Origin of the sequence: Pseudomonas sp. NBRC 111123 (assembly GCF_001320205.1) — a bacterium.
Lineage (GTDB): Bacteria > Pseudomonadota > Gammaproteobacteria > Pseudomonadales > Pseudomonadaceae > Aquipseudomonas > Aquipseudomonas putida_J.
The window spans coordinates 114,476-126,913 of the sequence record NZ_BCAZ01000001.1 but is presented as its reverse complement, the minus strand read 5'-3'; the positions used below and the strand labels follow the sequence as shown (position 1 = coordinate 126,913).

12 protein-coding genes are annotated in these 12,438 nt (G+C 62.9%); 5 read left to right on the top strand and 7 right to left on the bottom strand.

Annotation, left to right across the window (positions count from 1 at the left end):
* A complete protein-coding gene (locus tag APH27_RS00580; protein ID WP_060483719.1) occupies nt 1–990 on the top strand; it encodes an ABC transporter ATP-binding protein in 990 nt (329 codons plus the stop codon).
* 14 nt (nt 991–1,004) lie between these two features.
* Nucleotides 1,005–1,658, top strand: a complete 654-nt coding sequence (locus tag APH27_RS00575; RefSeq protein ID WP_027918140.1) for an HAD family phosphatase — start codon at nt 1,005–1,007, stop codon at nt 1,656–1,658.
* 104 nt (nt 1,659–1,762) lie between these two features.
* On the opposite strand, the gene APH27_RS00570 is transcribed toward APH27_RS00575, so the two are convergent.
* A complete protein-coding gene (locus APH27_RS00570; RefSeq protein ID WP_060483718.1) occupies nt 1,763–2,725 on the bottom strand; it encodes an NAD(P)H-quinone oxidoreductase in 963 nt (320 codons plus the stop codon).
* A gap of 142 nt (nt 2,726–2,867) precedes the next feature.
* Between APH27_RS00570 and APH27_RS00565 the strand changes: the two genes are divergently transcribed.
* Together APH27_RS00565 and APH27_RS00560 are read left to right on the top strand one after the other, a co-directional pair.
* On the top strand, nt 2,868–4,949 hold the full coding sequence (locus APH27_RS00565; protein ID WP_177331622.1) for a carboxy terminal-processing peptidase: 2,082 nt from the start codon (nt 2,868–2,870) through the stop codon (nt 4,947–4,949).
* Between the two features lie 118 nt (nt 4,950–5,067).
* A complete protein-coding gene (locus APH27_RS00560; protein ID WP_256250537.1) occupies nt 5,068–6,120 on the top strand; it encodes an EAL domain-containing protein in 1,053 nt (350 codons plus the stop codon).
* A gap of 7 nt (nt 6,121–6,127) precedes the next feature.
* On the opposite strand, the gene APH27_RS00555 is transcribed toward APH27_RS00560, so the two are convergent.
* The 6 genes from APH27_RS00555 to APH27_RS00530 all read right to left on the bottom strand — a co-directional run bounded on the left by APH27_RS00555 (nt 6,128) and on the right by APH27_RS00530 (nt 10,529).
* Complete coding sequence (locus APH27_RS00555) at nt 6,128–6,496, bottom strand: hypothetical protein (RefSeq protein WP_027918137.1); 369 nt, start codon at nt 6,494–6,496, stop codon at nt 6,128–6,130.
* On the bottom strand, nt 6,493–6,831 hold the full coding sequence (locus APH27_RS00550; protein ID WP_060483716.1) for a helix-turn-helix transcriptional regulator: 339 nt from the start codon (nt 6,829–6,831) through the stop codon (nt 6,493–6,495). Before APH27_RS00550 ends, APH27_RS00555 begins: the two co-directional genes overlap by 4 nt.
* A 101-nt stretch (nt 6,832–6,932) precedes the next feature.
* Nucleotides 6,933–7,373, bottom strand: a complete 441-nt coding sequence (locus APH27_RS00545; RefSeq protein WP_027918135.1) for a YkvA family protein — start codon at nt 7,371–7,373, stop codon at nt 6,933–6,935.
* A gap of 278 nt (nt 7,374–7,651) precedes the next feature.
* Entirely contained in the window at nt 7,652–8,407 is a 756-nt protein-coding gene (locus tag APH27_RS00540) for an FKBP-type peptidyl-prolyl cis-trans isomerase (protein WP_027918134.1), read from the bottom strand.
* A gap of 249 nt (nt 8,408–8,656) precedes the next feature.
* A complete protein-coding gene (gene pcaQ, locus APH27_RS00535) occupies nt 8,657–9,589 on the bottom strand; it encodes a pca operon transcription factor PcaQ (RefSeq protein ID WP_027918133.1) in 933 nt (310 codons plus the stop codon).
* A 10-nt stretch (nt 9,590–9,599) separates the two neighbouring features.
* On the bottom strand, nt 9,600–10,529 hold the full coding sequence (locus tag APH27_RS00530) for an AraC family transcriptional regulator (protein WP_027918132.1): 930 nt from the start codon (nt 10,527–10,529) through the stop codon (nt 9,600–9,602).
* A 414-nt stretch (nt 10,530–10,943) separates the two neighbouring features.
* Between APH27_RS00530 and APH27_RS00525 the strand changes: the two genes are divergently transcribed.
* Complete coding sequence (locus tag APH27_RS00525; RefSeq protein WP_060483715.1) at nt 10,944–12,284, top strand: MFS transporter; 1,341 nt, start codon at nt 10,944–10,946, stop codon at nt 12,282–12,284.
* The last annotated feature ends 154 nt before the right edge of the window (nt 12,285–12,438 follow it).

Genomic DNA, 12,438 nt, shown 5'->3' with positions numbered 1-12,438 from the left:
ATGAGCTTCGTCAGCGTACAGAACCTGCAAAAGAGCTACGCCGGCAGCCCGGTGTTCGAGAACATCGACTGCCAGATCGAACGCGGCCAGTTCGTCACCCTGCTCGGCCCCTCCGGCTGCGGCAAGTCCACCCTGCTGCGCTGCATCGCAGGCCTGACCCCGGTGGACGGTGGCAACATCCTTCTCGACGGCCACGACATCGTGCCGCTAAGCCCGCAAAAACGCGGCATCGGCATGGTGTTCCAGAGCTATGCGCTGTTCCCCAACATGACTGTGGAACAGAACGTCGCCTTTGGCCTGCGCATGCAAAAGGTCAAGGCCGATGAAAGCCTGCAGCGCGTGCGCGAAGCATTGGACCTGGTGGAGCTGGGCAGTTTCGCCGGGCGCTACCCGCACCAGCTGTCTGGTGGCCAGTGCCAACGCGTGGCCCTGGCCCGCTCGCTGGTCACCCGCCCGCGCTTGCTGCTGCTCGACGAGCCGTTGTCGGCGCTGGATGCGCGCATCCGCAAGCACCTGCGCGAGCAGATCCGTGCGATCCAGCGCGAGCTGGGGCTGACCACTATCTTCGTCACCCACGACCAGGAAGAGGCACTGACAATGTCGGACCGCATCTTCCTGATGAACCAGGGGCGCATCGTCCAGAGCGGCGATGCTGAAACCCTCTACACAGCGCCCGTCGACCTGTTCGCCGCCGGCTTCATCGGCAACTACAACCTGCTCGACGCCGACAGCGCCAGCCGCCTGCTGCAGCGCCCGGTGGCCGGCCGCCTGGCCATTCGCCCGGAGTCGATCACCTTGGGTGTCAACGGTGAACTGGACGCCGAGGTGCGCAGTCACAGCCTGCTTGGCAACGTCATCCGCTACCGCGTACAAGTGCGTGAGGTGGAACTGGTGGTCGACGTGCTCAATCGTTCGCCTGACGACCTGCATGCCGACGGCAAGCGCGTTTCCCTGTCGATCGACCCCACGGCGCTGCGCGAAGTGGCCTAAGGAGAATCACCATCATGGCATTGGCAATTTTCGATCTGGACGAAACCCTGATCCACGGCGACTGCGCGTCGCTGTGGAGTGAACAGATGGCCCGGCTGGGCTGGGTCGACGGCAAGGAATTCCTGCGCCGCGACCATGAACTGATGGAGGCTTACGGCAAGGGCCACCTGCGGATGGAAGACTATATGGCGTTCAGCCTGGAGCCGATTGCCGGGCGCACGCTGGAGGAAGTCGAGCACCTGGTGGAGCCGTGGGTCGAAGACGTGATCGAGCCGATCATCTACGGCGACGCCTGCCGCTGCATAGCCGAGCATCGCCAGCGGGGCGATCGCATCCTGATCATTTCTGCTTCAGGCACGCACCTGGTCGGGCCGATTGCGGCGCGCCTGGGGGTGGACGAGTACCTGGCGATCGAGCTTGAAGCGGTGAACGGGGTGTATACCGGCAAGACCCACGGGGTGTTGACCTACCGCGAGGGCAAGATCACCCGGCTGCTGGAATGGCTGGACCAGGAGCAGGAGAACCTGGAAGGGGCGAGTTTCTATTCCGACTCGCGCAATGATTTGCCGCTGTTGCTGAAGGTGGATCATCCGCATGTGGTGAACCCGGATGCGGTGTTGCGTGAGCATGCACAGACCAATGGCTGGCCGATTCTGACCTGGTCCTGAATATCTTGCATTGCCTGTACCGGCCCTTTCGCGGGTGAACCCGCTCCTACAGGGATCACCGTTCCTGGTGGGAGCGGGTTCACCCGCGAAGAGGCCGTGCCTGCTTATGCCAGGCTTGGGTCGATAACCATGACCAGCTTGCCGGATACCTGATTGGTCTCAAGCTCCGCATACGCCGCCTGGGCAAACTCGACCGGGTAGGTATCGACCAACTGCGCCGACAACCGCCCTTCGGCAAACAGCGGCCATACCTGCTGCTGCAATTCACGCAGCAGTTCGGCCTTGAAGCCGTCATCGCGGTTGCGCAGGGTCGAGCCGGTGATTTCCAGGCGCTTGCCCAGCACTTGGGCCAGGTCCAGCTCGAACTTGCGCCCGCCCATCAAGCCGATGATCACCCAACGCCCGTCACGGGCCAACAGCTTCAGGTTGAGCTCGCCGTAGCTGGCACCCACCGGGTCCAGAATCACGTCGAACGGCCCGAAGCCTTCCAGTGCCTCGAGGTTCTCGTTACGCACCACGCCACCGGCTGCGCCCAGCGCTGCACAGTAGTCCAGGCGATCCTGGGAACCGACACTGACCCATACCGGGCTGCCGAAGGCCTTGCACAACTGGATCGCCGCCGAGCCCACACCACTGGCACCGGCATGCACCAACACCTTTTCACCGGCCTTCACCTTGCCCAGCTGGAAGATGTTCAACCACGCCGTGGCGTACACCTCCGGCAGCGCCGCCGCTTCGTGCAGGCTCAGGCCCTCTGGCACCGGCAACACATGGCGGGCATCGACCACCACTTCTTCGGCCATGGCGCCGCTGGCCAGCAACGCACAAACGCGGTCGCCCACACGCCAGTCAGCGCCGGCACCAACCTCTTCGATCACCCCGGCACACTCCAGGCCCATGTACGGGCTGGCGCCTGGCGGCGGTGGGTACAGACCCTTCATCTGCAGCAGATCGGCTCGGTTCAGCCCCGCAGCAGCCACTCGAATGCGCACTTGGCCCGCGTCACAGGCCGGGCGTTCGGCCTCGACCCAGGCCACATGTCCGTCAACGCCTTGCAATGCCTTCACAGTGCCTCCATAGTTGAATCACAGACTGAGCCTGAGGAGCCACTCCTCAGGCTTTTTGCAGTATTTGCCCGGCTCCGATGGAACCGGCGAACGGAAAAGACGGCCTACTATGCGTGATCAATTGCCTCCACGTCGAATCAGCATGAAGCATTTCCTACCTAGCACCGCCCTGGCCCTGATGGTTGGCCTGGGCAGCCTTACGCTCGGCGGCAATGCGGCGGCCGCCAACAAGTGGGACAGCCTGCAGCCGGATCGTGACGAAATCGTCGCCAGCCTCAACGTGGTGGAATTGCTCAAGCGCCACCATTACAGCAAGCCGCCGCTCGATGACGCCCGCTCGGTGATCATCTACGACAGCTACATCAAGCTGCTCGACCCGGCCCGCAGCTACTTCACCGCAGCCGACATCGCCGAATTCGACAAGTGGAAGACGCAGTTCGACGACTTCCTCAAAAGCGGCAACCTCGACCCCGGCTTCACCATCTACAAGCGCTACCTCGACCGCGTCAAGCAGCGGCTGGACTTCGCCCTGGCCGAACTGGCCAAGGGCGTCGACAAGATGGACTTCACCACCAAGGAAACCTTGCTGATCGACCGCAAGGATGCACCGTGGGAGAAGGACCAGGCCGCGCTCGACGACCTGTGGCGCAAACGCGTCAAGGACGAGGTGCTGCGCCAGAAGATCGCTGGCAAAGAGCCGAAGCAGATCCAGGAAACTCTGACCAAGCGCTACAAGAACCAGCTGGCGCGCCTGGACCAGACCCGTGCCGAGGATATCTTCCAGGCCTATATCAACACCTTCGCCCAGTCCTACGACCCGCACACCAACTACCTGTCGCCGGATAACGCTGAAAACTTCGACATCAACATGAGCCTGTCGCTCGAAGGCATCGGCGCGGTGCTGCAGAGCGACAACGACCAGGTCAAGATCGTGCGCCTGGTGCCGGCAGGCCCGGCCGCCAAGACCAAGCAGGTGGCACCGGCCGACAAGATCATCGGCGTCGCTCAGGGCAACAAGGAAATGGTCGACGTGGTCGGCTGGCGCCTTGACGAAGTGGTCAAGCTGATCCGTGGCCCGAAAGGCTCGGTGGTGCGCCTGGAAGTGATCCCGGCCAGCAATGCGCCAAGCGACCAGACCAGCAAGATCGTCTCGATCACCCGCGAAGCCGTGAAGCTCGAAGAGCAGGCGGCGAAGAAGTCGGTGCTCAAGCTCAAGCAGGACGGGCGTGACTACAAGCTCGGCATCATCGAGATCCCGGCCTTCTACCTGGACTTCAAGGCCTACCGTGCCGGTGACCCTGAGTACAAGAGCACCACGCGCGACGTGAAGAAACTGCTCACCGAGCTGCAAAAGGAAAAGGTAGACGGCGTGGTCATCGACCTGCGCAACAACGGTGGCGGCTCCCTGCAGGAAGCCACCGAGCTGACCAGCCTGTTCATCGAGAAAGGCCCGACCGTGCTGGTACGCAACAGCGACGGCCGCGTCGACGTGCTCGAAGACGAAAACCCGGGCGCCTTCTACAAAGGCCCGCTGGCGCTGCTGGTCAACCGCCTGTCTGCCTCGGCTTCGGAGATCTTCGCCGGCGCCATGCAGGACTATCACCGTGCGCTGATCATCGGTGGCCAGACCTTCGGCAAAGGCACCGTACAGACCATCCAGCCCCTCAACCATGGCGAACTGAAGCTGACACTGGCCAAGTTCTACCGGGTTTCAGGGCAGAGCACCCAGCACCAGGGCGTGCTCCCGGATATCGACTACCCGTCGATCATCGACACCAAGGAAATCGGCGAAAGCGCCCTGCCAGAGGCCATGCCGTGGGATACCATCCGCCCGGTGGTCAAGCCGGCGTCCGACCCGTTCAAGCCGTTCCTGGCGCAGCTCAAGGCACAACATGAAGCACGTAGCGACAAGGATGCAGAGTTCATCTACATCCGCGACCGCCTGGCCTTGACCAAGAAGCTGATGGACGAGAAGACCGTCAGCCTCAACGAGCAGGAACGCCGTGCCCGCCACGACGACGTCGAGGCCAAGCAACTGGCACTGGAGAACACCCGTCGCAAGGCCAAGGGCGAAGAGCCACTCAAGGAGCTGAAGAAAGAGGACGAGGATGCCCTGCCGGCCGAGGATGAAAATACCAAGCCGGAAGATGACGCCTACCTCTCGGAGACCGGGCGCATCCTGATCGACTACCTGAGCGCGAGCACCAAGGTAGCCAAGAAATAAGGCACCTCGACAGTGATGGCAGATTAATGTGACCTGTCATCAAACAGTCATCGCGCTGTCGTGAAATAGAGGGGCCGGGCGTGCGAACGCCCGGCCCTTTCATTTTCAGGATACCGTCATGACCGTCGCCGAACAGCTCAGTGCCTTGAGCGCCATTCTGGCTCAGCGCAGCATTCACAGCCTGTTCCAGCCGATCGTCTGCATCAGCGAGCGGCGCGTGTTCGCTCATGAGGCCTTGAGCCGTGGCCCGTCCAACAGCCCGCTGCACTCACCTTTGAACCTGTTCGCCATTGCCCGCCAGGCTGGTCAACTCACCGAACTGGAGGCTGCGTGCCGGGAAAGCGCATGCCGGCGTTTCAGCGAGCAAGGCCTCGACGGCAAGCTGTTTCTCAACATCTCGCCCGAATCGCTGCTGGAACCACACTACCCTTCCGGGCTCACCCTCAAGCTGCTCGAGCACGTAGGGCTGGCACCGAGCCGGGTGGTGATCGAACTGACCGAGCAGACCCCGACCGACGATTTCCAGCTGCTGTCCAACGCCTTGCACCACTACCGTGACATGGGCTTTTCCATTGCCCTGGACGACCTGGGTGCGGGCTATTCGAGCCTGCGCCTGTGGTCGGAGCTGCGCCCGGAGTACGTCAAGATCGACCGCCATTTCATCGATGGCATTCACCGCGACCCGCTCAAGCGCGAGTTCGTCGGCTCCATTCTGCAAATTGCCCGGGCGTCGAAAGCACAGGTGATTGCCGAAGGGATCGAGTTGCCGGAAGAGCTGGCGGTGTTGACCGAGATGGGTGTGGACCTGGTACAGGGCTACCTGCTGGGGCGGCCACAGGAGTTGGGAGTACGGGAGAGCCGACAGCTGCCAGCGCTGATGAGTGTACCGATGGCCGAACAGCCAAGGGTACGGCTCGACGCCACGCTTGGGCAGCTACTGGAGCTGTTTGGTCGGCACCAGCACCTGGACGCATTGGAAGTGGTAGATACCCATGGCCGGTCTTGCGGATTCATTCACAGGAATGCATTGCCTGTTGTAGGAGCGGGCTTGTATCGCGAAAGGGCTGCGCAGCAGCCCCAGGGTTTCAGCGTCACTGCATGCGCCGCCGGGGCTGCTGCGCAGCCGTTTCGCGATACAAGGCCGCTCCGACAGGAATCGCGTCAGGCTTAGGGGTGCATCAGGCCGTCTCGGGATAGCTGTACTCGAACACCCTGACAACCTCGGAGGCATGCCAGGACGCCGCCTCCATGCCATCGACCGGCCCCGAGAACCGCCCCAGGCGCTCCACGCATTCGAAAAAGCCGGTGCGCGGCAAACGGCTGGCACCCTGGCTGATCACCAGCGAGCTGCGCAGCGGCTGCTCGGCACGGGCATCGAGCACGGCGAGGTATTCCAGCGCGGCGGTCAGGGTCTGCATGGCCGGGCTGGGCAACTGCAGCCGCTCGATCAGCGCACGGTAGGTGAGCAGGTGCCGTTGACGGCGGGCCAGGTCAAGCTCGTCCAGCAGGTTTTGCCAATGCTGACGGCTGATCCTGACCTGGCTCATGACGGCTCGCTCCAGCCAGCCACCCCAAGATGCCAAGCCAGGGCACGGCGGATCGCAGCATCCGGCTGGCGCTCGCCCGATTCGATCATGGCCAGGTAAGCCGGGCTGACCCCGACATTACGCGCCAACTGCTCAGGAGCGATGCCTTTGGCCTGGCGCAATTGAGCCACTTCACTGAACGCTGGAAGGCTGGCTGGCGGGGTGCTCTGTTGCGCGGACTCGGCAACCCCCTCTGCGGGTGCCTGCCCGGCTGCCTTGAGCAGCGCCTGATATTGCTCCCAGGGCACGACTGCGTACTCGGGCTGACCGTCCCGGCTAATAACCTGAATACCCATTACAACCCCCTTACGTAAGGATTACTGCATGTAATCCGTAGGCATAACGCTTATGCCAATTATATTACCAAGCGCGGGAGTCTGTGGGGACTTGCTCTTTTTCAGTGCGTATTGCGCTCCAGGCGCAGCGCTTCGGGGGTGTCGGGCAAGCGCTCGACCACCCGCAGGCGCTCGGGCGCCTGGCTGTCGCGCCAGGCCTTGAAGCGCGCCAGTTCATCGGCCACGGTCTTCAGTACCCAGCCGAGCACGGCGATGTCATCGAGAAAGCCGACCCCCAGGATCCAGTCAGGGATGGCGTCGATAGGGCTGACGAAGTACAGCAGGCCCGCGACGATGGTCACCAGCGCCTTGGGGCTGATGGCTCGATACTCACCGCGCCACCAGGCCAGGCACAGCGACTGCAGCAGCTTGACGTCATTACGCAACTGGCCGATGCGCGGGCCTTTGCGGGCCACTGCGAACAGCAAGGCCGGCAACCGGCCACGGCTGAGCAGGCGCTCGGCCAAAGGCAGGAAACGGGCAAAATTCCAGGGTGCGCTCATGGAGCCTCCGGCAGGGACAGGTTATCCACATTTATTGTGGATAACCTTGTGAACAGGGCGAAGTTTGAGACGGCAGGCGCCCACAAGGCAAGGGCCCCGGTCAGATCGGGCGTTTTTTACACAGTCGTTTCAGATCCGCAAACGATTTGCGTCAGAAGCTTCCGGCTTCTTCACACTGCTCTTGCTCGGACAATGCCAGCCGCATGAGGTTCGGCAAATGATCACCCAGAAACGACAACGCCCCGTCAGAACGGGGCGTTGTGCAGGTACCGGCAGTATTACTTGGCAGGTGCTTCGGCCGGGGCTTCAGCTTCCGGCGCTTCGCCACCTTGCAGCTGGGCCGGGTCTTTGATGGCGATCAGTTCCAGGTCGAACACCAAGACCGAGTTGGCCGGGATCAGCGGGCTCGGGCTCTGGGCACCGTAGGCCAGCTCAGCCGGGATGAACAGCTTGTACTTCTCGCCAACGTGCATCAGCTGCAGGCCTTCGACCCAACCTGGGATCACACCGCTGACTGGCAGGTCGATCGGGCTGCCACGCTCGACCGAGCTGTCGAACACCTTGCCATCGATCAGCTTGCCTTCGTAGTGAACGGTGACCACGTCGGTCGGCTTCGGCTGTGGGCCGTCGGCCTTCTTCACCACTTCGTACTGCAGGCCCGAGGCGGTGGTGACCACACCAGGTTTCTTGGCGTTTTCTTCGAGGAATTTCTTGCCAGCGCTGGCGGCTTCTTCGCTGGCCTTGGCCAGGCGCTCTTCAGCGCGCTTCTGCAACGCGGTGAAGGCTTCTACCAGCTCTTCGTCCTTGATGCGTTGCTCCTTCTTGCCAACGGCGTCTTCGATGCCGAGGGCGACCGCTTTCGAATCAAGGTCTTCCATGCCTTCCTGAGCCAGGCTCTTGCCCATGTTCAGGCCGATACCGTAGGAGGCTTTCTGTGCCGGAGTCTTCAGCTCGGGGCTGCTGGCTTGTTGATCGCAGCCAGCCAGTACCAGGCCTACCAGGGCAACCGCAGCCGCCAGACGATGCTGTTTCATGCTATTTCCTTGTTCATGCGCCATAAGGGCAATCAGGGTAAAGCCGCGAGCTTATCAGGCGGCCATCACCAATGGCTACCGGCATAAGAGCGGGTTTTCGTAAGGAAGTTCAGTAGGTAAAGGCTTCTTCATGGAAGCTTTACAGCCATTGGCCAGTATTGACCGTTTGTGGCGGGTTTTCCGGGTTTTTGTGGCTTTTTATTTCTGCAGGTTCTGAGCTGGTGTGAGGGTGAGGTTGTCCCCGGCTCCTCAAGGGTACCGCCCCTCGCGATACTGCTCGGCGAGCTCGCGCAGCACCTCGCAAACCCATTGCCCCGGCAAGCTCAACGGCAAGGCCGCATTACGGCAGATCCCCACCGAACCACCCGGTTCACTCACGCCCAGGTCGAGCTCCGCCAACTCCCCTCGGCGCAAGTCGAGCAGTACCGCATCACGCGGCGCCACCCACAACGCATCGCTACCCAGCAAATAACGCCGGCTCAACGCCAGCGACAAGGTCTCCAGGCGCTGCGCCGGCATCTGGATCCCGCATTGCACGAACAGGCTGTCAGCATGCTGGCGGATGGTGGTGCCAGGTGGTGGCAGCACCAATGGATACTGCCCGACCCGCTGCCGCTCCACGGGTGCGCTCGCGAGCAAGGGGTGGCCGGGGCGCACGACCACGGCCATGGACTCGCTGTACAGATGCTCGAATGACAGCCCCTGAATCTGCGGGCTGTCGGTCATGCGCCCGACCACCAGTTCCAGCTCGCCCAGGTGCAGTTGCCCGAGCAACTGCGCACTGACCCCAGTCACCACGCTGATCACCAAAGCGTCGTGGCGCTGATGCAGCCGGCACAGCACCTCGGGCATCAGCAGCCCCTCGACCGTCGACAGCACGCCAATGCGCACCTGCGACGGTGCCCGCGCTTCACCGCGCAGGCTGCTGACGCCATCACGCAGTGCCTGCACGCTGGGCCCGGCATAACGCATGAAGCGGGTGCCGGCCGGGGTCAGCTCAACGCCCTGGCGGCTGCGCTCGAACAGGCGCGCTTCGAGCAGGTCCTCGAGCTCCTTTAGGGTCTTGGAAATCGCTGGCTGGCTGATCGCCAGAATATCGGCCGCCCTGGCCAGGCTGCCCTGCCGGGCAATCTCCAGGAAACACAGCAGGTGGCGGTACTTGATGCGGGTGTCGAGGTTCATGCCGGCAAGCTTACCGCATCGCAACCTGCGGCGTATCCGGGTCGCGCTGCTGGCGGCGGAACTGCCCCGGTGGCAGGCCGTGGATCTGGCGGAAGCGCCGGGAGAAGTAGGCTTCATCGGCGAAGCCACAAAGCCGCGCCACCTCGCCCACCGGGCGGCTGCCATTGAGCAGGTAGTTGCGCGCAGTGTGCATGCGCCGCTCCAGTACCAACTCGCTGAAGGTCTTGCCGATTTCCTTGCGCAACCAGTGGGTCAGGTAGGTCGGCGACAGGTAGGTAGCGGCGGCGACTTTATGCAGGTTCAGGTCGGGGTCGTCGATATGCCGGCGCAGGTACTCGCTCATGCGGCCCAGCGCGGCACGGCGGCTGAGCTGGGCGGCATTGCTGTCGGCCAGTTCGCGCAGCGGCTCGGCGTACAGGCCGCAGACCTGGCCGATCAGCTGCAGCAACAGGCCCTTGAGCATTTCGCGGCTCCCGAAGCGGCGGTTGCCGTCCAGCGCCCGCATGCGTTCGAGGAGCTGCCGCACCTCGGCGAAGTCGGCCTCATCGAGGCAGAAATCAAGATGCTCCTGGAAGCGGAACGGTGACAGTTCCGGCGCCTGCAGGATCGACACCTCTTCCAGGTCCATCGGGTCGCAGGCCAGGTGCGGCAGCAGGAAGGTCTGGGAGAAATTGATCACCACGAAGTCGCTGTCTGCCGGGTGCGGAATCACATGCACCCGGTGCGGCAGGATGAAGGCCAGGGTGTTGCGCCTGAAGGGGCGCTGCACGCTGCCAATATGCTGCACCGTGTCACCACCCAAATTGACCTGAATCTGGAAGTACTCGTGACGATGCGGCGCGGTCTCGGCGGGGCGGCCGCGCTGATCGCGGATGTAGAAATCCATCAGCTCGCTGCGCTGCTGCATGACGTAGGTCGGGACCTCGCGTTTGGGGGGCATTCAGCTTGCTCCAATCGGTGTGTGGCGCTGCCTGTCCAGGCCTCTTTGCGGGCACGCCCGCGCCCACAAGGTCTCCACAGGGCTTCAAGACTGCGCAGTACCTGTGGGAGCGGGCTTGCCCGTGAGAGGCCTGGGCAGGCAAAGCCAAGTTGTACGATGTCTAGACTTACCAATTTAAACCCGTCTACAAAAAGCAGCGCAACCAGAAAACTGTGCAACCCTCAAAAATCGCGCCCTGCAGCATGAAATCCGAGCAAAACCCTGCCCGCTGATTTTCTTGGACAGGGCCACCATCCCCCGCCTCGTATGAAAAAAACGGTCTAAAACAGCCGTTGCATTCGAGATGTTGTACGACCACCTTAGAAAAGGGACTGCAGCCCAACCTCTACCAACAACAACAAACGAGGTCGACTCATGTCGAGCACGCCTACCCCCCGCGCCGCGTCGTCGTACGCGCTGGACGCGGCCCCTGCCCAGCGCCTGCCCACCCGCCGCCGCTGGTTCATGCTGTCGCTGCTGCTGGTGGCGACCATCATCAACTACGTCGACCGGGTGAACATTTCCATCGCAGCGCCGTTCATGGGCAAGGACCTGGGCCTGGACAAGGTCGAGATGGGCCTTATCTTCTCCGCCTTCGCCTGGACCTACGCCTTGGCCCTGGTACCTGCCGGCTTCATCGCCGACCGTTTCGGTTCGCGCCTGACCTACGGCGTATCCCTGATCAGCTGGTCGGCAGTCACCGTGGCCCAAGGCCTGGCCAGCGGCTTCGCTTCGCTGTTCGGCCTGCGCCTGGCAGTCGGTGCCATGGAGGCCCCGGCCTTCCCGGCCAACAGCCGCGCGGTCACGGTGTGGTTCCCCGCCCGCGAACGCGGCATGGCCAGCAGCATCTACGTGTGCGGCCAGTACCTGGGCACCGCGCTGTTCACCGGCGCCCTGCTGTGGCTGGCGACCACCTATGACTGGCGCCACGTGTTCTACAGCACCGGCCTGGTCGGCATCCTGTTCGGCGTGGTGTGGCTGTGGCTGTACCGCGACCCGCTGAACTGCAAGAAGGTCAGCAAGGAAGAGCTGGCCTACATCGAAGACGGCGGTGGGCTGGTGAAGAGCAGCCAGGAGCGCACCCGCTTCGACTGGCGCCAGGTCGCCGAGCTGTTCCGCTATCGCCAGGTCTGGGCCATCTGCCTGGGCAAGTTCGCCAGCACCTCGGCGCTGTACTTCTTCCTCACCTGGTTCCCCACCTACCTGATCGAAGAGCGCCAGCTGACCTTGATCAAGGTCGGCATCTTCGCGGTCATGCCGTTCATTGGTGCCACGGTCGGCATCCTTCTGGCGGGGATCGTCTCGGACCTGCTGATCCGCAAGGGCTACTCGCTGTCGTTCGCCCGCAAGCTGCCGCTGGTGGTGGGCTCGATGCTGGGCATGTCGATCGTGCTGGTGAACTTCACCGACTCCAATGTGCTGTGCATCGCCATCCTCACCCTGGCGTTCTTCGCCCAGGGCATCGCCTCGGCGTCGTGGGCAGCAGTGTCGGAAGTGGCGCCCAAGCAACTGATCGGCCTGACCGGCGGGGTCACCAGCCTGGCGGCGAACATCGGCGGCATCGTCACGCCGATCGTGATTGGCGCGATCGTGCATGCCAGCGGGTCGTTTGCCATGGCGTTCTGGTTCATCGGTGGGGTGGCGTTGATGGGCACCCTGTCTTACTCGCTGCTGCTCGGCAAGCTGTACCGCATCGAGCTGAAAACTGCAGCCTGATCCAAGCAATGCATTGGCCATGCCGACCCCTTCGCGGCTAAAGCCGCTCCTACAGGGATAGCGCCAAGCCTGAGGACAGCGCTGTACCTGTAGGAGCGGCTTTAGCCGCGAAGAGGCCGGCGCAGGTTACTTGGATAGTCCAAGCCAACCCCGT